Source organism: Limosilactobacillus balticus (genome assembly GCF_014145615.1).
Taxonomy (GTDB): Bacteria; Bacillota; Bacilli; order Lactobacillales; family Lactobacillaceae; genus Limosilactobacillus; species Limosilactobacillus balticus.
Genome location: NZ_JACIVH010000042.1, coordinates 361,712 through 383,957 on the forward strand (window position 1 = coordinate 361,712; position 22,246 = coordinate 383,957).

General features: G+C 38.0%; 26 protein-coding genes. All 26 read left to right on the forward strand.

Annotation, left to right across the window (positions count from 1 at the left end; all coding sequences use genetic code 11):
• Window positions 1–3: 3 nt before the first annotated feature.
• The 26 genes from H5S10_RS02620 to cobT all read left to right on the forward strand — a co-directional run bounded on the left by H5S10_RS02620 (window position 4) and on the right by cobT (window position 22,084).
• Window positions 4–690 carry a cobalt-precorrin-8 methylmutase gene (locus H5S10_RS02620; protein ID WP_182588621.1) on the forward strand — a complete coding sequence of 229 codons (687 nt, stop codon included), beginning with the start codon at window positions 4–6 and terminating at the stop codon, window positions 688–690.
• A complete protein-coding gene (gene cbiD / locus H5S10_RS02625; RefSeq protein ID WP_182588622.1) occupies window positions 668–1,819 on the forward strand; it encodes a cobalt-precorrin-5B (C(1))-methyltransferase CbiD in 1,152 nt (383 codons plus the stop codon). The genes H5S10_RS02620 and cbiD overlap by 23 nt, the downstream gene beginning before the upstream one ends.
• On the forward strand, window positions 1,816–2,415 hold the full coding sequence (locus tag H5S10_RS02630; protein ID WP_182587107.1) for a cobalt-precorrin-7 (C(5))-methyltransferase: 600 nt from the start codon (window positions 1,816–1,818) through the stop codon (window positions 2,413–2,415). Before cbiD ends, H5S10_RS02630 begins: the two co-directional genes overlap by 4 nt.
• Entirely contained in the window at window positions 2,408–2,962 is a 555-nt protein-coding gene (locus H5S10_RS02635) for a decarboxylating cobalt-precorrin-6B (C(15))-methyltransferase (protein ID WP_182587106.1), read from the forward strand. The genes H5S10_RS02630 and H5S10_RS02635 overlap by 8 nt, the downstream gene beginning before the upstream one ends.
• 14 nt (window positions 2,963–2,976) lie before the next feature.
• Window positions 2,977–3,738, forward strand: a complete 762-nt coding sequence (locus H5S10_RS02640; RefSeq protein WP_182588623.1) for a cobalt-precorrin-4 methyltransferase — start codon at window positions 2,977–2,979, stop codon at window positions 3,736–3,738.
• A 2-nt stretch (window positions 3,739–3,740) separates the two neighbouring features.
• A complete protein-coding gene (locus tag H5S10_RS02645; RefSeq protein ID WP_182588624.1) occupies window positions 3,741–4,796 on the forward strand; it encodes a cobalt-precorrin 5A hydrolase in 1,056 nt (351 codons plus the stop codon).
• 11 nt (window positions 4,797–4,807) lie between these two features.
• Window positions 4,808–5,533: a precorrin-3B C(17)-methyltransferase gene (gene cobJ, locus H5S10_RS02650; RefSeq protein WP_182587103.1), complete on the forward strand. Its 726-nt coding sequence runs from the start codon at window positions 4,808–4,810 to the stop codon at window positions 5,531–5,533.
• Window positions 5,530–6,288 carry a precorrin-6A reductase gene (cobK, locus tag H5S10_RS02655; RefSeq protein ID WP_182587102.1) on the forward strand — a complete coding sequence of 253 codons (759 nt, stop codon included), beginning with the start codon at window positions 5,530–5,532 and terminating at the stop codon, window positions 6,286–6,288. Before cobJ ends, cobK begins: the two co-directional genes overlap by 4 nt.
• Entirely contained in the window at window positions 6,278–7,672 is a 1,395-nt protein-coding gene (gene cobA / locus H5S10_RS02660; RefSeq protein ID WP_182587101.1) for a uroporphyrinogen-III C-methyltransferase, read from the forward strand. The genes cobK and cobA overlap by 11 nt, the downstream gene beginning before the upstream one ends.
• Entirely contained in the window at window positions 7,665–8,441 is a 777-nt protein-coding gene (locus tag H5S10_RS02665; protein ID WP_182587100.1) for a sirohydrochlorin cobaltochelatase, read from the forward strand. The genes cobA and H5S10_RS02665 overlap by 8 nt, the downstream gene beginning before the upstream one ends.
• A 5-nt stretch (window positions 8,442–8,446) precedes the next feature.
• The gene (locus tag H5S10_RS02670) at window positions 8,447–9,145 is read left to right on the forward strand and encodes a cobalt-factor II C(20)-methyltransferase (RefSeq protein ID WP_182588625.1); all 699 of its coding nucleotides are present in this window, start codon (window positions 8,447–8,449) and stop codon (window positions 9,143–9,145) included.
• Between the two features lie 2 nt (window positions 9,146–9,147).
• Window positions 9,148–9,891: an energy-coupling factor ABC transporter permease gene (locus H5S10_RS02675; RefSeq protein WP_003669942.1), complete on the forward strand. Its 744-nt coding sequence runs from the start codon at window positions 9,148–9,150 to the stop codon at window positions 9,889–9,891.
• The gene (locus H5S10_RS02680; protein ID WP_182587098.1) at window positions 9,888–10,211 is read left to right on the forward strand and encodes an energy-coupling factor ABC transporter substrate-binding protein; all 324 of its coding nucleotides are present in this window, start codon (window positions 9,888–9,890) and stop codon (window positions 10,209–10,211) included. Before H5S10_RS02675 ends, H5S10_RS02680 begins: the two co-directional genes overlap by 4 nt.
• A 25-nt stretch (window positions 10,212–10,236) precedes the next feature.
• Window positions 10,237–10,914 carry a cobalt ECF transporter T component CbiQ gene (cbiQ, locus tag H5S10_RS02685; RefSeq protein ID WP_182588626.1) on the forward strand — a complete coding sequence of 226 codons (678 nt, stop codon included), beginning with the start codon at window positions 10,237–10,239 and terminating at the stop codon, window positions 10,912–10,914.
• 9 nt (window positions 10,915–10,923) lie between these two features.
• Window positions 10,924–11,733, forward strand: coding sequence for an energy-coupling factor ABC transporter ATP-binding protein (locus tag H5S10_RS02690; protein ID WP_182588627.1), 810 nt, complete (start codon window positions 10,924–10,926; stop codon window positions 11,731–11,733).
• Window positions 11,734–11,828: 95 nt separating this feature from the next.
• Entirely contained in the window at window positions 11,829–13,340 is a 1,512-nt protein-coding gene (locus tag H5S10_RS02695) for a cobyric acid synthase (RefSeq protein WP_182587095.1), read from the forward strand.
• A gap of 5 nt (window positions 13,341–13,345) precedes the next feature.
• Window positions 13,346–13,807 carry a precorrin-2 dehydrogenase/sirohydrochlorin ferrochelatase family protein gene (locus tag H5S10_RS02700; protein ID WP_231795572.1) on the forward strand — a complete coding sequence of 154 codons (462 nt, stop codon included), beginning with the start codon at window positions 13,346–13,348 and terminating at the stop codon, window positions 13,805–13,807.
• 2 nt (window positions 13,808–13,809) lie between these two features.
• Entirely contained in the window at window positions 13,810–15,075 is a 1,266-nt protein-coding gene (gene hemA / locus H5S10_RS02705; RefSeq protein ID WP_182587094.1) for a glutamyl-tRNA reductase, read from the forward strand.
• Window positions 15,065–15,982, forward strand: a complete 918-nt coding sequence (hemC, locus tag H5S10_RS02710) for a hydroxymethylbilane synthase (RefSeq protein WP_182587093.1) — start codon at window positions 15,065–15,067, stop codon at window positions 15,980–15,982. The genes hemA and hemC overlap by 11 nt, the downstream gene beginning before the upstream one ends.
• Before the next feature lie 5 nt (window positions 15,983–15,987).
• On the forward strand, window positions 15,988–16,959 hold the full coding sequence (gene hemB / locus H5S10_RS02715; RefSeq protein WP_182588628.1) for a porphobilinogen synthase: 972 nt from the start codon (window positions 15,988–15,990) through the stop codon (window positions 16,957–16,959).
• On the forward strand, window positions 16,940–18,274 hold the full coding sequence (gene hemL, locus H5S10_RS02720; RefSeq protein WP_182587091.1) for a glutamate-1-semialdehyde 2,1-aminomutase: 1,335 nt from the start codon (window positions 16,940–16,942) through the stop codon (window positions 18,272–18,274). The genes hemB and hemL overlap by 20 nt, the downstream gene beginning before the upstream one ends.
• Before the next feature lie 63 nt (window positions 18,275–18,337).
• A complete protein-coding gene (locus tag H5S10_RS02725) occupies window positions 18,338–18,928 on the forward strand; it encodes a bifunctional adenosylcobinamide kinase/adenosylcobinamide-phosphate guanylyltransferase (RefSeq protein ID WP_182587090.1) in 591 nt (196 codons plus the stop codon).
• 8 nt (window positions 18,929–18,936) lie between these two features.
• Entirely contained in the window at window positions 18,937–19,698 is a 762-nt protein-coding gene (locus H5S10_RS02730) for an adenosylcobinamide-GDP ribazoletransferase (protein ID WP_182588629.1), read from the forward strand.
• A complete protein-coding gene (locus H5S10_RS02735) occupies window positions 19,695–20,285 on the forward strand; it encodes a histidine phosphatase family protein (protein ID WP_182588630.1) in 591 nt (196 codons plus the stop codon). The genes H5S10_RS02730 and H5S10_RS02735 overlap by 4 nt, the downstream gene beginning before the upstream one ends.
• Before the next feature lie 34 nt (window positions 20,286–20,319).
• On the forward strand, window positions 20,320–21,030 hold the full coding sequence (locus H5S10_RS02740; protein WP_182587087.1) for a uroporphyrinogen-III synthase: 711 nt from the start codon (window positions 20,320–20,322) through the stop codon (window positions 21,028–21,030).
• A gap of 1 nt (window position 21,031) precedes the next feature.
• Window positions 21,032–22,084, forward strand: coding sequence for a nicotinate-nucleotide--dimethylbenzimidazole phosphoribosyltransferase (gene cobT, locus H5S10_RS02745; protein WP_182588631.1), 1,053 nt, complete (start codon window positions 21,032–21,034; stop codon window positions 22,082–22,084).
• Window positions 22,085–22,246 lie beyond the last annotated feature (162 nt).

The following is a 22,246-nucleotide window of genomic DNA, read 5'->3' on the forward strand; positions in this document are numbered from 1 at the left end:
AGGATGGAAAAAGAAAGTTATATTACAATTCCACATCAAATAACCGATAAGAGTTTTCAAATTATTCAAGAAGAGATTGAAAAGATAGACCCTGATTATCGATTTGAGAATCAGTTACAGGAAGCAGTAATCAAACGGGCAATCCATACAACTGCTGATTTTGATTATTTAAGGAATTTGAAGTTTACCCATAATGTATTGGAAAAAATAAAAGGTGTCTTGATGAATCGGGGAGTTATCTATACTGATACTACCATGGCATTGTCGGGAATTAATAAGCGGCGATTGGATAAACTTGGTGTGAGCTATCATTGTTTGATTCGTGATCCTCGGGTTATCGAAATGGCTAAAGAGAAGGGGATTACCCGTTCGATGGCCGCTGTTGAAGTAGCAGCTAATGATTCACGACAAAAAATATTTATTATTGGGAACGCACCAACTGCCCTTTGCAAAATCATTGAGATGGTCAATGAAAACCAATTGGAAACAGCAGCCGTAATTGGTGTGCCGGTTGGTTTTGTTGAGGCAGCTGAGAGTAAGCAGGCACTGTATGAATCAAATATTCCGGCAATTGCAGCACTCGGTAGAAAGGGTGGAAGTAATCTGGCTGCGGCACTGATTAATGCCGTAATGTACAACATGGATATTGAAAAGTTAGGTGATGAATATGGCCGTCACACCAAACAATAATTCAGAAGATAATTACGTTTACTATAACGGACGTAAACTGCGGAAAGGATTTACAACAGGAACAACAGCGACTGCAGCAACGGTAGCGGCAATTAGGACATTACTAAATCAGGAGCCGCAAGAGACGGTAACGGTACATGCAGCTAATGGAAAAACAGCAATTTTTGATGTTGAGCAAACGGATTTTGACGAACAACAAGCAAGCTGCGCGATAAAAAAAGATGGCGGCGATGACCAGGATGCAACTGATGGCGCGTTGATCTTTGCAACGGTAAAGCTACGTGACGATAATGAGATTCATCTTGATGGCGGTAAAGGCGTTGGTAGGGTAACTAAAGAAGGTCTTGCCAATAAGCCCGGAATGCCAGCCATAAACCCAACACCACGGCGGGTTATCAAGGCGGCGGCACGTGAAGAAGTAGGTGAGAAGCGCGGCGTAGATATCGTTATTTCGGTTCCAGAAGGCGAAAGAATAGCAAAGCTTACCTATAATCCGCGGTTAGGAATCGTTGGTGGCATTTCGATTTTAGGAACAAGTGGTGTTGTTACTCCGATGTCTGAATCGAGTTGGAAACATTCAATTTCAATTGAGATGAATATTCATAGAAAACGTAGCGATAACACTATTGTATTAGTTCCAGGAAACTATGGTGAGGACTTCGCCAAGGATGAGCTTGGGATACCGAGTGCCAAGATCGTACAGATGAGTAACTTTGTTGGTTATGTTTTACATGAAACTCAGCGGCTTGGTTTTACTAAAGTGCTAATTGTTGGGGACTTAGGGAAAATGATTAAAGTTGCTGGCGGAATTTTTTCTACTCATAGTAAAGATGCGGATGCTCGCGCTGAAATAATGGTTGCTAACCTTGCTTTAATGGGTGGCGTGCCAACAGCATTTTTACGAAAGATTAACCAGTGTTTAACAACAATTTCAATGATTAAAATGATTGATGAAGCCGGTTATCAAGAGGTATACCAGATGATTGCCGATAAGATTAAGTTGCGTGCAGAAAAATTGCTTGCTCATCGTGAACCACACGTTGAAATTGATGCAGTAATATTTTCTCGTGAGAGCGGCTTCTTAGCTGCAAGCAAACCGCTTCAAGAGATCAAGGGTGAGTGGCAATGATTACAGTATTAGGAATCGGTCCAGGTGATCAAGAATACATGCTGCAAGGAACACACAAATGTCTAGCCCAAGCGGATGTGGTGATTGGCTCATCACGACAATTAGCTATTTTTCCAGATATGGCGGAAAAACACATGAAACTACCTCGGTTAGCTGAATTAAAAGATTACGTACAAGCTAATCCGCAAAAGAACATAGTGTTGCTTGCGTCTGGTGATCCGCTCTTATATGGTATTGGAACTTGGATAAGAAACCAATTAAGTGACCAGAAAGTCAAAATTGTTCCGGGGATTAGTTCAGTTCAATATATGTTTCACCAATTACAAATATCGATGAATGACTGTTACCTAACAAGTAGTCATGGTCGTGTGCCAGACTTTGATTTTTTGTTAAAACATCCGAAAGTAGGAATGGTAACGGATAAGGTAATTGGCCCTTACGAAATAGGTCTGGCAATAAAAAAACGTGGTCTCCATCGAATTATTTACGTGGGGGAGAAACTTAGCTATCCTGATGAACAAATAACTAAGTATGATGAGCAAACGATTGAGAATCGTGATTATGAGATGAATGTGGTGATTATTACCGATGCGTGATGAAGAGTTCTTAAGAAATAAGGTGCCGATGACTAAATCAGAGGTACGGGCAATTAGTATTGACAAACTAGACTTAAGTAATAAGAAATCGATGCTAGATGTCGGTGCAGGAACTGGAAGTATTAGCATTCAAGCTGCCCGTGAATTTAAGCAACTAGCTGTAACGGCAGTTGAAATGAATTCGGATGGTATTGATATTATTCAACAAAATATAAATAAATTTGGCTTGAATAATATTAAATTAATTCAGGGTACCGCCCCAGCAGATATACCAGATCAAAAATATGATGCAATCTTTGTTGGCGGTAGCGGTGCGCATCTTAATGAAATTATTCGCTTTGCAAGCACTCATTTAACTGAAGGCGGTGCAATTGGCTTAAACTTCATTCTGTTTGAGAATGCAATGCAGGTTGAAAAATTATTGCAGGATAATGGATTTAAGGAGATTGAGTTAATTGAAGTAGGTGTTTTGCGCTGGCATAAGTTAGGCAAAGGACATTTCTTTAAGCCGAATAATCCAACAATTATTGTAAGCGCGCAAAAGTAGAAAGGATGATTAAAATGGCAATTGTAAGTTTTGTAGGTGCAGGTCCCGGTGAAACGGACTTAATTACGTTAAAGGGATATAAATTATTATCAGAGGCTGATGTGGTAATTTATGCCGGTTCATTAATTAACACGGACTTACTAAATTATTGCAAAGATGGTGCTGAAAAGTATGATAGTGCGAAGATGACCTTAGATGATATTGTTGACCGGATGGAAGAATCGGTGAAAAACGATAAATCAGTCGTACGGCTACAGACTGGTGATTTTTCAATTTATGGGTCGATTCGTGAACAAATTGAAGAAATGAAAAAGCGCGGAATAAAATATCAATGTGTTCCTGGGGTTAGTTCATTTCTTGGTGCGGCTTCAAGTATGGGTGTTGAGTATACAGTCCCAGAAGTTGCACAGAGTGTCATTATTACAAGAATGGCGGGACGCACACCAGTACCAGAAGGCGAATCACTTAAGTCATTAGCTCAGCACCAAACTTCAATGGTAATTTTCCTTTCCGTTCAGGGAATTAGAAAAGTAGTTAAACAACTTGAGGAAGGCGGATATCCAGCAGATACGCCAGCTGCAGTTATTTATAAGGCAACTTGGCCTGATGAGAAAGTTGTCCGTGGAACACTAGCAGATATAGCTGAAAAAGTCCATGATGCCGATATTCGCCGAACTGCATTGATTATGGTTGGGAAGTTCCTTGGGGATGAATACAATTACTCACACCTTTATGATGCAGGCTTTAGTACAATGTTCCGTAAAAAGAGTAAGTAAAAATGAAACGGTTTGTGATCATAGCGTTAACAGCAGGTGGTGCGAAAACTGCCCGTCAATTGCAAGAACACTTACAAGAACAGACATATCATACGGAAGTTGTCTTACCACAACGGTTAGCTCAAGGGAAAGAAAATTATTATTCTAAGGGCGAATTTACAGCGACGATGCATCGACTATTTAAACAGTATGATTGTGTTATTTGCATAATGGCAACAGGGATTGTAGTCCGTTCATTGGCAGCAGTAATTGTTGATAAGACGGTAGATCCTGCTGTTATCGTAATGGATGAGCAGGCTAACAGCGTAATTAGTCTGCTTTCAGGACACGTTGGCGGAGCAAATCAATGGACAAGATTAATTGCTAGGTTAACAGGAGCAACCCCTGTTATTACAACCGCAACAGATACGGAAAAGGTTCAATCACTTGATATTTTGGCAAAACGAGTTAATGGTTGGTACCCAAATTTTAAAGAAAACACGAAAAAAATAAACCGATTATTAGCTGAAGGTAACAAGGTTGAACTATATATTGAAACCTACTTACGACACTATGTAAAGCAGTTCGATGGCTTTGAAGTATTAACAAAGATAAATGAGCATCAAGATGGGGTGCCGTTAGTTATCATTTCAGATCATTCTAGATTCGCTAAAAATAAAGATGCTATCCACGTTATTCCGCGGGTTAATGTCCTTGGGATTGGGTGTCGGAAGAATGTCACTAATGAGATGATGCAACAAACATTTGCTGAATTTTGCGCAAAACATCAGTTATTATGGGAATCAATTGTAAAGATAGCCTCAATTGATATTAAAAAGAATGAACCAGCAATTCAATATTTAGCTCAGGTATTTAATATTCAAGCGGAGTTCTACTCGGCTCACGAACTGCAGCACGTAAGCATTAATTATCCTGAGTCGGCTTTTGTCTTGAAGACGGTTGGAGTTGGAAATGTTGCTTGTGCAGCTGCTGATTATGCGAGCGGTGAGCGAAACGCTACAGAAAGATACGCTAACCACGAAGTAACAATAGCACTTAGTCGGTTACACGAGATATAGGAGGAAATAAGATGTTATATGTAGTTGGATTAGGACCAGGATCAAAAGAGTTGATGACAGAAGAAGCACGCCAGGTAATTGAAAATACTCATACGATTGTCGGTTATGCTACTTATGTTCGTTTGATCGAGGATATGATTGAGGGTAAGGAATTGGTTGTTACTGGAATGCGTGGTGAGATTGAACGGTGTAAAAAAGCGCTTGAAATTGCAGCAACAGGAAAAGATGTTGCGATTATTTCAAGTGGTGATGCCGGTATTTATGGGATGGCAGGACTAGTTCTTGAATTGGCTGGCAAGATGGATACCCATATCGATGTCAAAGTGATTCCTGGTGTAACTGCAAGTATTGCAGCAGCAGCGCATCTTGGCGCACCATTGATGAATGATTTTTGTCACATTAGTTTGAGTGACCTAATGACACCGTGGGATGTAATTACAGAACGAGTCGATGCAGCAGCTAAGGCTGATTTTGTAATTTGTCTTTATAATCCACGTAGTAAAGGTCGACCACACCATCTTCGTAAGGCTTTAGATATTATTCTCAAGTATAAGTCGCCTGATACTGTCGTTGGAATTGGTAAAGATGTTGCTCGGCCAAAAGAGATTGATAAGGTTATAACAATTAAAGATCTTGATGAAACCGAAATTAATATGACTTCGATTGTCATTGTTGGTAATAAAAATACATATGTTAAAGATGGCAGAATGATTACTCCACGAGGTTATACCTTATGATTCTTTTATTGGGTGGAACTACAGAAAGTTTAGCCGTCGCGGATGAATTGACTAAACATAAGGTTCCGTTTGTCTTATCGGTTATTAGCGATTATGGTGCGGAACTGGCCCGCCGTCATGCTAAAAACATTGTTGAAACAACATTTACTGATAAAAGTCTGTTAAGTTTTTGTCACGATAACCAAATCAACTTCATTCTTGACGCTACTCATCCTTTTGCCCGAGTCATTTCACAACTAGCAATGGACAAGGCAAATGAACTCCAAATACCTTATTTGCGTTATGAACGCCAGAATATTTACAGCAAAAACGCCAAATTAAAAATGGTGGACTCATTAGAAGAAGCTTGTGAGTATTTAAGGACGGTAAAGGGGAACGTTTACTTATCAACTGGAAGTAAAACGGCACAGGAATATGCGGAAAAATTGGGCGTTGACCGATTACACGTCAGGGTCTTACCAACAACTCGCGTAATGGAGAAATTAACTGCAGCGGGGTTTATTGCATCTCAAATTGATGCGATTCAAGGCCCCTTTACAGTAGCATTAAATTATGAATTATTTAAGCGTGCCAATTCAGTTGTGGTTGTTACAAAAGAAAGCGGGCGCCAAGGCGGAATTCAGGAAAAAATTGCCGCATGTGAACAATTACAAATTCCGTGTGTTATTATTCGTCGACCGCAATTAAATTATCCTGCGGTAGTTGCTGATTTGAGCGAGCTAAAAGAGTATTTGGAGGAAAATTATGAGTGGTAGAGTAACGCTCCTCGGTGCAGGTCCTGGGAATCCTGAACTATTAACATTAATCGGTAAACGGCGGCTGAGAGAGGCTGACGTAGTATTATATGATCGGTTAATTGATCCATCATTATTATCATTTACAAATGATGATGCGGCCCTAGTTGATGTTGGGAAAATGCCTCTGTACCATAAAGTGAAGCAGTCCCAAATCAATGAGATGTTAGTTGATTATGCAAACTCAGGGAAAAAAGTCGTTCGGTTAAAAGCTGGCGACCCATATGTCTTTGGTCGTGGTGGCGAAGAGGCTCAGATACTACAACAACAGGGAATTAATTTTGAAATTATTCCTGGAATTACTAGTGCTATTGCTGGGTTAGCGGCTGCTGGGATTCCGATTACCCATCGTGATTTTGCGTCGAGCTTCCACGTGATTACGGGACATCATAAAAAGGATGGGCAGCAACTCGACTGGGAAAACATCGCTAACCAAGAAGGAACGCTTGTTTTCTTGATGGGGATGGCGCAACTTCCTAATATATGTCATCAATTGATAGCTCATGGAAAAACGGTGGAAACTCCTGTTGCAATTATTCAATGGGCAACTCAATGGCGACAAAAGATGGTCAGTGGTGATCTTTCAAACATTGTGGAATTGGTAAATAAAAACGGGTTATCATCACCAGCATTAATAGTGGTAGGAAATGTTGTTAAGCTTAGTAAGCAGTTAAATGTTGCTAAGCCGCTTGCAGGAGTCCATGTATTAGTACCATATAGTAAGAGGCAGCGATTATTTAACTGCTTTGAAGATTTAGGCGCAACTGCGGACTTTTATCAGCGATCAATAGTAGAATCCGTCCCAGCTAAGTTACCTGTTCTTGATTTATATTCGTCAATCCTATTTGATGATTATCTTGCTTATAAAGAATTTATTAAATTACTTACAGCAAGCAAAAAAGATATTCGCGCATTGGTAGGTAAAAAGATTCTTGCAGGTAATCAAAGTGTTGCAAAATATCTTGCAACACAGGGGTTGTTGGTAGATGAAGTTGTTACAACGACAAAACTTTCTGATGATGTACTTGAAGTTGGCGGTCAAAATTCATCTTATTCACATAAAGAATTTCTTAGTCTCTACCAACGAAAAGAACAAACACATGAGTTGCCGTTTGACCTTGAAGAATTTAATGCAGTGATTTTCCCTAGCACTGCTAGTCTACGGGATTTTAAGAGTATGTTAAATGAAGAGCAGTTTAAGCAATTAAAGGACCTAACAGCCTTTGTGATGGGACAATCCATTTATGATTTTGCAACGCAGAATGGTTTTAAAAAAGTAATCAATTGTCAGCCAAATATTAAAGCAACAATTGAGCAGGTAAAGGAGGAGTTAGCGAGTGAATAAAAAAGCAATATTAGCAGTAAGCTTCGGGACAACATATCCGGAAACCCGTGAAGAAACAATTGGAGCTACGGAAAAGAAAATTAGTGAAGAGTTTCCTGATTATGATGTATTCCGCGCGTTTACATCAACGATTGTTCGGAAACGTATCTATAAAAATGAAGGAATCAAAGTTGATAGTATCCAAGAAGCGTTAGATAAATTAAGAGCGCAGGGTTATGAAGAAGTTTACTTGCAATCTTTGCATATTATTCCGGGAATTGAATACCAATTAGTCCAAAATGCTATCGATGGTTATTCACCACAATTTAAGAAACTTGTTGCTACTCCGCCATTGCTTGACAAATTTGCGGACTATGAACAGCTGGTTAATTTTTTGAAGAAGCAAAGCGCGTATTTACCATCTGGAAAAGCTATTTTATGGATGGGACATGGAACAGCTCATAGTGCCTTTACAACTTATGCTTGCTTAGACCACATGCTTGCAGGAACAAAAAGCTATGTTGGGGCTGTCGAAAGCTATCCTGACGTTCATGATGAAATTAAGCGGCTAAAACACGCAAAGGTTGAGAAAGTATATATGCAGCCATTGATGATGGTGGCAGGAAATCACGCCCATAATGATATGGCATCAGATCAGCCGAACTCTTGGAAGACGATCCTAAAAGAAAATGACATTGTTGGTCATCCTGTATTAAAGGGATTGGGTAAGTATGAAGAAATTCAAGAAATGTTTATTGCTAAATTACGAACGACAATTGAGAGGGGATGAATTAGGTGGCAAGTTTTTATGGAATTGGTGTTGGTCCTGGAGATAGTGAATTATTGACTGTTAAAGCAATCAATACTATCAAGAATTTAGATGTTTTGTATGTACCGCAAGCGCATAAGGGAAGTAAAAGTGTTGCAGAAAGAATTGCAACCCCATATCTGCCAGCAACATTAGCAATAAAGAAGCGCCATTTTCCAATGGTAAAAGATTGGGATACTAAGATGGAAAGTTGGCGTAAGATTGCGGATGAAATTAAAGATGATGTGCAACAAGGAAAAAATGTTGGTTTCCTTACACTAGGGGATCCATCCGTTTACAGTACTTTTAGTTACCTTGCCGACATATTGATACCAGTCATTGATGTTCAAACAATTGCTGGAATTTCATCATTTAGCCAAATTACAGCTAGCTTATCGATTCCATTAATGCTGGATGATGAATCGCTAGAAGTGGTCCCTGCAACGGCCGATAAGGAGAAGTTAGCAAAGGTAATTGACCTAAATGATAATGTTGTCATTATGAAAATTGCCACCAATTTTAAGAAAGTTTATCAAATCCTCAAAGAAAGAAAATTATTAGATAAAACCGTTATTGTCGAAAATGCATCAATGGCTAATCAAAGAGTGCAACGGTTAACAGAATATTCAGCAGACGACCAGCTACCGTATTTTTCAACCGCGTTATTAAAGAAAAAAGAGGCGTAATTATGGGAGCATTGAAAAAATATCGAAAATTTATGTTATTTTTAGCAATTGGTTTTATTTATACCCTTGCTTATCCGATGACAGCTCACGCAATGCATATCATGGAAGGAATGCTGCCGCCTAAGTGGTGTATTTTCTGGTTTGTTGTATCCGCACCATTCTTTATTTATGGATTATATCGAATGCACAAGATCGTCAATTCAGATATTCCTAATGCTAAGGTTATGTTAGCGCTTTGTGGAGCTTTTGTTTTTGTTCTCTCGTCATTAAAACTGCCGTCAGTTACAGGTTCATGTTCTCACCCGACAGGTGTTGGTTTAGGAACAGTAATGTTTGGCCCAGGTGTTATGTCTGTTTTGGGTGTTATTGTGCTATTATTCCAGGCTTTATTGTTAGCTCATGGTGGATTAACTACTCTTGGAGCTAATGAATTTTCGATGACTATTGTTGGACCAATAGTTGGGTATGCTGTTTGGAAGCTTTGTCGAGCAATGAAGGTTAGACGGTCTATATCATTATTCCTTTGTGCAATGTTTGCGGATTGGTCAACATATGTAACAACTGCCTTTCAATTAGCAATTGTTTTTCCAGATCCAAACGGTGGTGTTGGAGCAGCACTTGTCAAGTTCCTCGGAATTTATGCCGTAACACAAATTCCATTAGCGATTGCTGAAGGCTTATTAACGGTTATTGTTTACAACTTAGTAATCAGTAATGATCTTTGGAAGGAGTCGGCTTTACAATGAAGAAGCGAACAAAGACTAACATTATCTTATTAATCTGTGTTATCTTGCTGATTCTGATTCCATTTATTTTTGTTAAGGGTGAGTACGGAGGTAGTGATGACCAAGGGACTGAACAAATAAAGAAGTTTGATCCTCATTATAAGGTGTGGGCACAACCGATTTGGACACCACCATCGGGCGAGATTGAAAGTCTTCTTTTTACCGTTCAAGGTTCTTTAGGGACAGGAGTTATTTGTTACTTTATTGGTGTAGCGCATGGCAAGAAAAAAGCGAGAGAAAATTCTAAGAATGATGGAAAGCAACAAGTCACAGGTAAGTAATTAAGAAGAAGGCGGTGACTATTTCATGCTGAGTATTGATAAATATGCTTATGAAAATCGAATTGTTAACTGGTCACCAAAACTTAAGGCTTTATTATGGCTTGGCGGAATTATTCTTGCTTTTCAACCTATTCAATGGCTGAAGTTAGCAGTTTTGGTAGTAGTTGCAACAATTACGATTTATGTGACAAAGGTATCTTTTAGGCGCTATCTTAGCTGGTTTTATGCAATTATTCCCTTTGTCCTTTTAAGTGTTATTGGAATCGTGGTGACGGTTTCTCCGCAACGAAGCGCGCTAATTTGGCCAATAAAATTCGTAAGCGTCTATATTGGGATGGCAAAGGTTATGATGCCAAAAGCTGGGCAAATGGCGTTGCAGTGTATGACGGCAATTGTTTGCACTTATTGGTTTGCATTAACAACACCTTTTATTCAGATTTTGCAGGTACTCAAAGCAGCGAGATTCCCCCGTGTTATGATTGAGGTCACGATGCTAATGTATCGCTTTATCTTTATCTTTGTTGATGCATTCGATCAAATTCATCGAGCGCAAAAACTACGATTCGGATACGATTCCTTTGGACTAATGATTCATTCATCTGGTATTTTAGCGAAGATGCTTTTTGAACAAGTTATTATTAACTATGAAATGATGACAAAAGCATTAGATGCTAAATTATATGATGGAGAATTTTATATCTAGGAGGATGCAATGATTGAATTAAAACACCTTAGCTACAGTTATGACGATAGGGTAAAAATTCTCGATGATATTTCATTAAAGATTGGTGCAGATAATCATAAAGTAATTGGCTTTATGGGTCACAATGGTGCGGGTAAATCAACTCTGTTTCTTAATTTAGTTGGCGAACTAAAGCCGACTAGCGGAGAAATATTAATTGATGGAGAACCTGTAGAATATTCCAAAAAAGGACTACGTAAACTGCGGCGGAAAATAGGAATTGTTTTTCAAAATTCAGATCAGCAAATTTTTTATTCAATTGTTAAAGACGATGTTGCTTTTGCACTGCATAATCTTAAAGTTCCTAGCGAAGAGATAAATAAACGAGTAGAAAAAGTATTAAGTGAACTTGATATTCTATCATTAAAGGAACAACCAATTCAGTATTTAAGCGGTGGTCAGAAAAAAAGGGTTGCGATTGCTGGAATAATGGTAATTGGTTCAGAATGGATCCTGCTTGATGAGCCAACGTCCGGCCTTGATCCGGATGGTCGAATTAGAATGCAAAAACTGATTCAAAAATTAGTAAATAACGGACAGCGAATAATTTTATCAAGCCATGACATGGACTTCATGTATGAGACCTGTGACTACTTCTATTTATTAGGAAAAGGGAGGATTTTAAAGCAGGGAGATAAGCAAACCGTCTTTGATGATGAACAATTATTGCGGGAAAATAAGCTTGACCAGCCGTGGCTAGTAAAGATTCACCAGAAACTGGGCTTGCCATTATACGATAGTGAGCAAGAATTATTTGCGATTGAAGAAAAACATAACTGATTTTGGCGAAACCAAATATTAATACACAAGTTGATGGGGCAGATATAGTTTACTCCATCGGTACTTAATTTTATTAAGCTTATGGAGGAATGATCATGTCAGCACAGTCCATAATGTTTCAGGGAACAGCATCAGATGCCGGAAAAAGTTGGTTAGCTGCAGCTGTTTGTCGAATATTATCTAATCAAGGGAAAAAAGTTGTTCCATTTAAATCACAGAACATGGCGTTGAATTCATTTATTACTGATATTGGTGATGAAATGGGACGGGCACAAGTCTACCAAGCGGAAGCAGCACGGGTAAAACCAGATGTGCGGATGAACCCAATACTGCTTAAGCCATCAACCGATAAAGATTCGCAAGTAATTGTAATGGGCAAAGTACTTGCTGACATGGATGCTGCAAGCTACTACAATTTTAAGCCGCAATTAATTCCCCAAATAATGGAAGCATATGAAGGACTTGTAAGTGAAAATGATGTGGTAATTTTAGAAGGAGCCGGCAGTCCTGCTGAAATTAATTTAAACGATAATGATATCGTTAATATGGGGATGGCCCGAATGGTTGATGCTCCTGTAATTCTTGTTGCCGACATTGACAAAGGCGGCGTATTTGCTTCTATTTACGGAACCATTAAATTAATGCCGCCAGAAGATCAGCGACGGATTAAAGGGATTATTATTAATAAGTTCCGAGGCGATAAAAGTTTACTTGAACCAGGGAACAAGATGATTGAAAAATTAACGGGAGTACCTGTTATTGGTGTCTTACCGATGAGTGACATCGATATTGATGAGGAAGATAGTGTTTCATTAACTCGGAAGTCGCGTCAAAAAGAAGCGGGAAAAGCATTGGACGTTGCTGTGATTGATCTTGATAAAATTTCTAATTTTACCGATGTTCATAGTCTTGAAATCCAACCGGACGTATCTGTTCGTTACGTTGTAAAAGCAGACGAATTAGGTACGCCAGACCTTCTAATTCTCCCTGGAAGCAAGAATACAAATGAGGACCTTGCTGCTCTTAAAAAGAATGGGCTATATGAAGAAATTTTACGAGCACACCAAGATGGTAGTAAGGTGGTTGGTATTTGTGGCGGTTATCAAATCCTTGGTCGAAAACTTTATGATCTTGAAGCAATTGAATCACCAATTAAGGAACAAGCAGGTTTGGGGCTGCTTGACACGGAAACAACCTTTAACGAGCAAAAGACAACAACACAGGCCGTTGCCAAAAGAAAGAATTATACCTTAAAGGGTTACGAAATTCATATGGGGACTACTAAATTAGGCCTAAATGCAACGCCTTTCTCTGTTATTTATACGACTAATGGTCAATCGGAATCGCGGGAAGATGGAGCTGTTAGTAGTGATGGAACTGTAATGGGAACTTATCTTCATGGAATTTTTGATAATCCTTATTGGACACGGCATTTTTTGAACAAAATTAGGACAAGCAAGGGTTTAGCGCCACTTGTTAACACTAATGTTTCGATTAGCGATTATAAAGATCAGCAATATGAGAAACTTGCTCAATTATTTGAACAAAATGTTGATATGGAAAAGTTTGAACAGATTTTGCATGATTCAACAAAAAGTAAAGGGTGATTAAGATGATGGAAGCACCATATCCCATTATTTTAAATTTAGCGAAAAAAAACGTAGCAGTAATTGGTGGCGGAAAAGTTGCCCATCGTAAAATTAAGAAATTGCTCTTGGCTGGTGTAGTACCGACAGTTATTAGTCCTGAGTTAGTTGCGAATATTGATCAAGCTAAGATTAACTGGATTCAGGATATTTATCGGCGGAAATATGTTGAAGAGATGGATATTATTATTGCGTGTACAAATGACGCGCGGGTTAACGACCTTGTCAAAGCGGAGGCAACACATTTTCAATTAGTAAATAATACTAGTGATAAAACTAATTCTGATTTTTATAATTTAGCAACACTTAGCTCAGATGATATGTTTATCAGTATTTCGACAATGGGAAAATCACCCAGTGTTGCTAAAAAAATGAAAAATGAGATTAAAGAATGGGTTAGTAAGAGATTTCATAAGGAGTTTGAATAAGAATGTATTTGATGTGTGTGAGTTTGAATTATCATCAATTACCAATTGAATTACGAGAGAAATTTTCTTTTTCAGCTGACGAGATTCCCAAAGCCAATAGGTTGCTTAATGCGGAAAAGAGTATTTTAGAAAACTTATTGATTTCAACCTGTAATCGGACTGAAATCTATGCGGTAGTAGACCAGGTTCATACGGGTCGCTATTACATTAAACGTTTTTTAGCGGAGTGGTTCCATTATACGGTAGAAGAATTTAATCAGTATGTTTCAATTACCACCAAGGATGATGCTGCAAGTCATCTTTTCCGAGTAATTGTGGGGCTAGATTCTTTAATTAAAGGTGAGCCACAGATCTTGGGACAGATGAAAAATGCATTTCAAGTTGCAACAGATCAAGGAACAACCGGAGTAATATTGAATCATCTATTTCGGCAGGCAATTACATTCTCTAAAAGAATGCATACAGAGTATCGGGTAAGTGAACTGGCTCAGTCTTCTGGTCAAGCAGGATTACATCAAATTAAAAGCGATTTTGGTTCATTAGAAGGTAAGAGCTTAGCGGTAATTGGGTTAGGATATATTGGTAAACATACTGCTTATAATGCTAGTAACATGGGCTTTAGCAAAGTTTTACTATTGAACCGCACGGACCAGAAAGCTGAACAGATTGCTAACGAGTTACAAGGAGTAGTGGAGGCACGACCATTTAGCCAGTTAGATTCAGTAATGGCAGAGGTTGATGCTGCTGTTTTTGCTGCTTCAGTAAAAGAACCATTATATCGGGTAACCGATGATCGTCAGCAAGTGATTGTTGATTTGGGCGTTCCACGAAATGTCGCCTATGATAGTGAATGCGTCAATTACTATGATATTGATAATTTGCACTCAATATTAGAAACGAATGACACCAAGAAAAATCAAATGTTAAATCAAATTGCTAAAGAAATTCCTCTTGAAGTTAATGATTTTTATGTTTGGGAAAAACAACTGCATATTGTTCCCGTAATTAGAGGGCTTCGTGAGCACTCATTAAAAATTGAAGGAGAAGCATACGATAGTCTTCTACGTAAATTACCAGAATTAAATGCCCATGAACGTAAAGTAATTAGCAAGCATATGAAGAGTATTATTAACCAGATGATTAAGGGACCAATTAAAGAGATCAAAGAGTTATCAGTAACTCCAGGAGCGACAGCGGATATTGACTTTTTCTGTAAAATCTTTGGGATGGACAATTTAAAGGTGGAGAATCAAGAAAATGACAGATAAAGTAATTGTTGGTAGTCGGAAGAGCAAGCTAGCAATGGCACAAACAAAGCTGGTTATTGCATCACTTAAGGAACTTTTTCCGACAACACAATTTGAAATTAAGAATGTTATTACTGAAGGTGATCGCAAGCAGCAAGCAAGCTTAGCTAAAATTGGGGGGAAGGGTGTTTTTGTAAAAGAGATTGAAGAAGAGCTGAAAAACTGTACCATTGATTTTGCTGTTCATAGTCTTAAGGATGTAATGCCCGTACTGCCTGCTGAATTAACACTTGGCGCCTTCCCTAAACGAGTATCGCCATTTGATTGCTTGGTGAGTCGGCAGAAAATTACAAGTCTTAACAGTCTGCCACATGGAGCACGAATTGGGACTAATAGCCTACGCCGGCAGGGACAATTATTGAATCTCCGTCCAGATTTAAAAATTATCCCAATTAGGGGTAATATAGATACTAGGTTAAAGAAAATCGACACGGAAAACCTTACTGGGGTTATTTTAGCTGAGGCAGGATTAGAGCGCTTGAACATTGACCTAAGCGACTACCATAAGCTGTCACTAAAAGATAGTATTATTCCAGCTGTTGGTCAGGGCTGCCTCGCTATTGAATGCAGAAAAACCGATGAAAAAGTTCTTAAAATGCTTAGTCAGATTAATGACTCAGAATCAACACAGTGTATTCAAATTGAACGTGAATTTATGCGCGAATTAGGGGGAAGCTGTAATTTCCCAATTGGTGGGCATGCTTACTTACAGGACCAGCAGATTGTTTTTGATGGGTTAATAGCATCCCCTAATGGTGAACACTTAATTAAAGAAGTAGCAGTTCCTGCCAATAAGCCTGGAGTCGGCAAGATGGTTGCTGATCAGTTATTGGCTAAGGATAATTTTGGAATTATTGAAGGAGATTAGTAATAATGTTGCAATTTGATCGTCATCGTCGTTTACGTACTAGCGCTGCAATGCGAGATTTGGTAAGAGAAACTCATTTAAATAAAGATGATTTAATTATGCCAGTTTTCGTGGATTCAACAATCAACGGCAAAGAAGAAATTCCGTCAATGCCGGGAATTTATCGGTATAGTCTTGATGCCATTTTAGATGAAATCAAGGAAATCGTGGACCTTGGTATTAAATCAATTATTATTTTTGGTGTTCCAGAGAAAAAAGACGAGGTTGGAACTGGCGCTTGGGAAGAGAATGGTATTGTCCAACAAGCGATTCGGTTAATCAAGAAAACCTATCCTGAATTAATCGTAATTGCAGATACCTGCTTATGTGAATACACCAGCACCGGTCACTGCGGAATTCTTAAAGACGGAATAGTCTTAAACGATAAATCCTTAGAATATCTTACTAAAACAGCAGTTAGCCAAGTAGCAGCCGGTGCGGATATTATTGCGCCATCAAATGCAATGGACGGTTATGTCGCTGCTATTCGTCAAGGGTTGGATGAAGCAGGATTTAAGAATACGCCAATTATGTCCTATGCGGTTAAGTTTGCTTCATCATTCTACGGTCCATTCCGTGACGCAGCAGATGGTTCGCCAAAAGAAGGGCCAAAAGATCGTAAAACTTATCAAATGGATCCGGCAAATCGCTTAGAAGCATTACGTGAAGTAGCTAGTGATGAAAAGGAAGGTGCTGATTTTGTGATGGTTAAACCAGCAATGGCTTTCTTAGATATTATGCGCGAAGTTCGTAACCATACTTTATTACCACTAGTTGCATATAATGTTTCCGGTGAATATGCAATGGTTAAGGCAGCTGCAGCTAATGGCTGGATTAATGAAGGCCAAATAGTTTATGAAAGTTTAGTTGGAATGAAACGAGCTGGAGCAGACTTAATTATTACTTACTTTGCCAAGGATGTCGCTAAAAAACTTTAATTTGTTAGGTGGGTTTGTTTTGAGTAAATTAGATACAACAAAATCAAAGGCAGCTTTTAAGGAAGCGCAAAAGTATATGCCGGGCGGGGTAAATAGCCCTGTCCGAGCATTTAAAAATGTTGGTGGTGATCCTTTATTTATTGATCACGGTAAGAACGAATATATTTATGATATTGATGGCAATAAGTACATTGATTACGTTCTTTCGTGGGGACCACTAATTTTAGGACATGCAGATGATCATGTAGTTGCAGAGTTAGATAAGGCAGTTGCTAAGGGAACGAGTTATGGAGCGCCAACCCTTCAAGAAACTGAATTGGCAAAAATTGTTAATAAGATTATGCCATCAATTGAAATGATTCGGATGGTTTCCTCTGGAACAGAAGCAACCATGAGCGCGATCCGATTAGCGCGGGGTTATACGCATCGCAAAAAGATCGTTAAATTTGTAGGAAACTATCATGGTCATAGTGATTCACTATTAGTTGATGCTGGTTCAGGATTAGCAACTTTTGGGATTAATACTTCACCTGGTGTTCCTGATGATTTAGCCTATGATACGCTTACCGTTGCCTATAATGATGTTCCAGGTGTTAAGAAACTTTTCGCTGAACATGGTGATGAGATTGCATGTGCGATTGTTGAGCCAGTAGCCGGAAATATGGGTGTTATTCCGGGGACCCAAGAGTTCTTACAAACTTTACGTGACGTTACGAATGAATATGGAGCACTTTTAATTTTTGATGAAGTCATGTCAGGTTTCCGGGCAGCATACCATGGAGTTCAAAGCCTAGTCGACATTACGCCAGATCTAACAACTTTAGGTAAAGTAATCGGTGGCGGGCTTCCAGTTGGTGCTTTTGGTGGACGTTGTGAAATTATGGAAAATATTACACCTGCTGGGGATATTTATCATGCTGGAACATTATCTGGTAATCCATTAGCAATGACTGGTGGAATCAGTACTTTAGAACAATTAACACCAGATGATTATGTCGAAATGGATAAAAAAGTTACTGCTCTAACAGAAGGAATTAAACAAGCAGCCGACAAATATGGTGTACCAATGACAGTTCATCATGTTGGTACAATGTGGAGTTACTTCTACAACAGTGATACAATTAATAATTTTGATGATGTTAAGGCTTGTGATCAGAAGTTATTTGAAAAGTGCTTCTGGGAATTGTTAGCTCATGGTGTATATGTAGCACCATCACAATTTGAAACTAACTTTATCTCAACTAAACACACCGATGAGGACATTGAAAAGACAATTGCAGCATTTGATGCAGCATTTAATGCGGCAACCAAGTAAATAGAATATTTAGAGGGCTGTGGCAATAGTTGTCACGGCCCTTTTTTGAAAGGATTATCAAAAATGAATAACAGTAGTTTAACCTTTGTTTTAGGAGGAGCAAAAAGTGGTAAGTCCGAATTTGCTGAGCACCTGTGTTCACGGAACAAACGGATCTGTTATATTGCGACTGGAGTAGTTAAGAATCCCGATGGTGAAATGCAACTTCGAATTCAGCGTCATAAAGCTCGACGCTCAAATAAATGGATAACTCGCGAGCAGTATCAGCACGTCGATGAGCTTATCAATAATAGTCAGCAAGATGGGTACTTGCTTGATGATGCCATTATGTTAGTTACTAATCTTTTCTATGATTTAGTTTTAGAAAAAACAGCGCCGGAAAAAATCGATGACTATCTAGAAAGTGCCTCTTCACAAGAAATAGCGACAATTCGGGAGAGAATACTTAATAATTGGAAAAAGATCTTATCTGCTGTTCGGGTAAGCGAGCAATCGATGGTGATTGTTAGCGATGAAGTGGGATTAGGAGTAGTACCGGCTACCAAGCAGACACGAATATTACGGGATCTTTATGGAGAAGCTAACCAATTAATTGCTAAAGAAGCCGATAGTGTTTATTTCGTTATAAGTGGGATTGCTCAGAAGTTAAAGTAGGTGAAGTTATGTTAGATTCATTGATTTTATTTGGCCAATTTTTTACAAAGTTAAATATTCCAATTCCGGTTGATGATGCTACTAATAAAGTTAAAACTAGTATTCAATACATTACATTATTTAGCTTTTTATTAGGATGTATCGAAGGACTGATTTTTTGGGGATTTACATACTTATTCCCCGTATGGTTCGCATGGATCCTTTACTGGGTTACTGACGGCCTATTAACAGGTGGATTTCATTTAGATGCATTAGCGGATACCGCGGATGGCTTCTTTTCATCACGAACGTCAGACAAAATTTATACGATTATGAAAGATAGTAGGCTGGGTACAATGGGGAGCCTCGCATTACTATATTATTATGTATTAGTAATAGGATTAGGAATTATTATTAGTTCATATTTTAACTTATTTCACATGATTTTATTGACCATTTGTTTAACTATGTTAGCTAAAACTGGTTTGTCTTTATTATTTTATAAAATGGTTTATCCCGGAAATAAACATGGACTTTCGAATATTTGGTTAGGAATAAGCACGTGGCGAATTATCGTTGCACAGTTTTTTTCTATTATAATAATAGGCTTCTGTTTCTCTTGGCAAGGATTAATAAGCTATCTAGCAATTCCAATAACAGCAATCTTTTATCGAAAAAAAGTCACGAAAGTATTAGGGGGAACGCCAGGGGATACTTTAGGTGCGTTTGCAAGTTTATCACCGTTAATCTTTTTGTTTGTCCTTACAATATTGACGAGGTGGGGATTATGAAATTAATTTTAGCTCGTCATGGTGAAACAGAATTTAATCGTTTGCGAAAATTTTATGGCACTGCCAATGTGGAAATTGATGAAAAAGGAAAAGAACAAGCAAAATTATTGGCAACAAAAGTAAATAAGTTATATCCAACACTATTTGTCGTGACTAACTTAAAACGAACAATCCAAACATTAGGTCCATTAAAAGAACAGCGTCCAACGGTTCCCACAATTGTATTACCGGATTTTGCTGAAAAAGGATTTGGCGATTGGGAAGGGTTAGATGCAGATGAAATAGAAGAGCTCTATCCAGATGAATGGGAAAAGTGGTTAGCGGCACCGTTAACTTATACTCCTCCCACAATAGAAGCGTTTAGTGATTTTAAAGAGCGGGTAAATTATAGTTTGCGGTGGTTATTAGATCATACAATGGAAAATGATGTAGTGTTTGTTGTCGCTCATTTAGGTTCTATTAGAATTATTTATCAAGAATTAGTTGATCCAACAGCGGACTTTTATTCGCTTAAATTTCTGGCATCTTGTTACAGTGTTATCAATATAAAAAATGGTATTGTTCAGAATTGGTATCTTAACCAATAAAAACATGTTTATAGAAATATGAGGAGATAATAAAATGGCAATTTTGATTACTTATCCTAAGAATAAAGTTCCGGTATATTGGCGAATAAAGCTAGAACAAAAAGATGATGTGATTTATTTTCCATTCCGAATTTTGAAAGCGGTTAATTTAAAGCGAGAAAGTAAAGAAATTTTACAAAATAGTAAGTCCCTGGCAATTACCAGTCTTTTTGGCGCACAGGTATTTTGCGATCAGTTAAAAAGATTAAATTCAACGGCAACCATTTATGTTCTTAGTAAAAAAATTGAGCAAAGTTTGGAAAAGAAAGTTACTAATCCTATCCAAGTTGCTCCAAATGAGAATCGCAAATCATTATTAGAAGAATTGAAGAACAAGCATGTTACGGATATTTGTTGGCTTATTGGAGATAAAGCAGAGAAATACTATTCTGACTTTTGGGGACGTAAAATTATAATTTATAAAAATACATGGGATAAAGAACATGAAGGAAAAGCACTTAAAATTTTTATGAAACAACATATTACAAGCGCATTAGTTACGAGTAATTCGAATTTCGATCGAATGTTTGAAGTTATGACGAGAGTAGATAGTAATGAGTATTGTAATATTAACTATTATGTCTTAGGGGAGAGTACCGGTAATTATATCCAAGAAAAGGGATTGAAAGTTATATATCCCGATAGAGAAAAGCGCGTACTTGAAAATGTTTTAGATAACTTATGGCACTATGAGAAGGAAAATTAAAATGAAATTTGATGAAATAAAATTGCGACCGCTTGATGAAGAGAAAATGAACGCAATGCAACAGAAAATGGATAATCTTGCTAAGCCGGTAAAAGGACTTGGACGCTTAGAAGAACTTGCTGATCACTTAGCAGGAATTTATCGAACAACTGATTTTGATCTTACACCACGAAAATGCTTAGTTTTTGCAGCAGATAATGGCGTTGTCCATGAAGGGGTTTCTGCTAGCCCGCAAAAAATTACAGCAATTCAGGCAGTTAATATGATGAAAGGACATACTACGGTTGCAGCGTTAGCGAAGGCATTTAAGTGTGACTTACAGGTTTATGACATCGGAATTAAAATAGATTTAAATTTTCCTTTGGTTAAAGTTCATAAAATCCGTCATGAAACTGAAGATATGCTCCATAAACCAGCAATGTTGATAGCAGAAGCGAGAGAAGCTGTACAATATGGCTTCGACATGGGAGTAAAAGCATTTGAAGAAGGTAATCAGGTAATTGCAACAGGCGAACTAGGGATGGGAAATACCACTGCTGCTTCAGCAATAATTGCAGCACTTCTGAATAAAACAGCGGCAGAAGTTGTTGGGCGTGGGTCTAATATTTCTGATGAACGTTTAAAACATAAGATTGATGTTGTTAATAGAAGTCTTGAACGAGCAAACTTGAAAAAAATTAAATCGCCAGATCCGCTTATAGTATTAAGTGAGGTTGGTGCACTCGAACTAGGTGCAATGGCTGGAGCAATGCTTTCAGCTGGTGTAATGAATAAACCTGTTCTTCTTGATGGATTTTTATCTTATTCAGCAGCATTACTAGCAAATTCAATCAAGCCAGGAGTAGTAAATTATATGATCCCTACCCATAAATCAAAGGAACAAGGATCTCGCATTGTTCTTGATGCTCTTGGTCTTGATCCTTATATTGATATTAATATGTGTGTTGGTGAAGGGAGTGGGGCCATGATGCTCTTACCATGGCTTGATGGAGTAAAGGCAATGCTCACAAATATGAATACATTGCAGGAAATGGACTTCAATTTCATTCCATGAACTCCAAAAAAATGTCAAAAGAACAAAATACTATTATTGTGATTGCTTTAATAATGCTTAATTGGTTAAAAAACTATATTTTGTTATTTTTCAAACGTAAAAGTACTAATTCTGACAAAAAACTAAAAAAACTCAGGATAAAATTCTACTTTTTTAATTAAT

Bases quoted from the DNA above. Each gene is read 5' to 3' on its own strand.
- H5S10_RS02620 (WP_182588621.1), top strand. From the start codon at position 4: ATGGAAAAAGAAAGTTATATTACAATTCCACATCAAATAACCGATAAG.
- cbiD (WP_182588622.1), top strand. From the start codon at position 668: ATGGCCGTCACACCAAACAATAATTCAGAAGATAATTACGTTTACTAT.
- H5S10_RS02630 (WP_182587107.1), top strand. From the start codon at position 1,816: ATGATTACAGTATTAGGAATCGGTCCAGGTGATCAAGAATACATGCTG.
- H5S10_RS02635 (WP_182587106.1), top strand. From the start codon at position 2,408: ATGCGTGATGAAGAGTTCTTAAGAAATAAGGTGCCGATGACTAAATCA.
- H5S10_RS02640 (WP_182588623.1), top strand. From the start codon at position 2,977: ATGGCAATTGTAAGTTTTGTAGGTGCAGGTCCCGGTGAAACGGACTTA.
- H5S10_RS02645 (WP_182588624.1), top strand. From the start codon at position 3,741: ATGAAACGGTTTGTGATCATAGCGTTAACAGCAGGTGGTGCGAAAACT.
- cobJ (WP_182587103.1), top strand. From the start codon at position 4,808: ATGTTATATGTAGTTGGATTAGGACCAGGATCAAAAGAGTTGATGACA.
- cobK (WP_182587102.1), top strand. From the start codon at position 5,530: ATGATTCTTTTATTGGGTGGAACTACAGAAAGTTTAGCCGTCGCGGAT.
- cobA (WP_182587101.1), top strand. From the start codon at position 6,278: ATGAGTGGTAGAGTAACGCTCCTCGGTGCAGGTCCTGGGAATCCTGAA.
- H5S10_RS02675 (WP_003669942.1), top strand. From the start codon at position 9,148: ATGGGAGCATTGAAAAAATATCGAAAATTTATGTTATTTTTAGCAATT.
- H5S10_RS02680 (WP_182587098.1), top strand. From the start codon at position 9,888: ATGAAGAAGCGAACAAAGACTAACATTATCTTATTAATCTGTGTTATC.
- cbiQ (WP_182588626.1), top strand. From the start codon at position 10,237: ATGCTGAGTATTGATAAATATGCTTATGAAAATCGAATTGTTAACTGG.
- H5S10_RS02690 (WP_182588627.1), top strand. From the start codon at position 10,924: ATGATTGAATTAAAACACCTTAGCTACAGTTATGACGATAGGGTAAAA.
- H5S10_RS02695 (WP_182587095.1), top strand. From the start codon at position 11,829: ATGTCAGCACAGTCCATAATGTTTCAGGGAACAGCATCAGATGCCGGA.
- H5S10_RS02700 (WP_231795572.1), top strand. From the start codon at position 13,346: ATGATGGAAGCACCATATCCCATTATTTTAAATTTAGCGAAAAAAAAC.
- hemA (WP_182587094.1), top strand. From the start codon at position 13,810: ATGTATTTGATGTGTGTGAGTTTGAATTATCATCAATTACCAATTGAA.
- hemC (WP_182587093.1), top strand. From the start codon at position 15,065: ATGACAGATAAAGTAATTGTTGGTAGTCGGAAGAGCAAGCTAGCAATG.
- hemB (WP_182588628.1), top strand. From the start codon at position 15,988: ATGTTGCAATTTGATCGTCATCGTCGTTTACGTACTAGCGCTGCAATG.
- hemL (WP_182587091.1), top strand. From the start codon at position 16,940: ATGTCGCTAAAAAACTTTAATTTGTTAGGTGGGTTTGTTTTGAGTAAA.
- H5S10_RS02725 (WP_182587090.1), top strand. From the start codon at position 18,338: ATGAATAACAGTAGTTTAACCTTTGTTTTAGGAGGAGCAAAAAGTGGT.
- H5S10_RS02730 (WP_182588629.1), top strand. From the start codon at position 18,937: ATGTTAGATTCATTGATTTTATTTGGCCAATTTTTTACAAAGTTAAAT.
- H5S10_RS02735 (WP_182588630.1), top strand. From the start codon at position 19,695: ATGAAATTAATTTTAGCTCGTCATGGTGAAACAGAATTTAATCGTTTG.
- H5S10_RS02740 (WP_182587087.1), top strand. From the start codon at position 20,320: ATGGCAATTTTGATTACTTATCCTAAGAATAAAGTTCCGGTATATTGG.
- cobT (WP_182588631.1), top strand. From the start codon at position 21,032: ATGAAATTTGATGAAATAAAATTGCGACCGCTTGATGAAGAGAAAATG.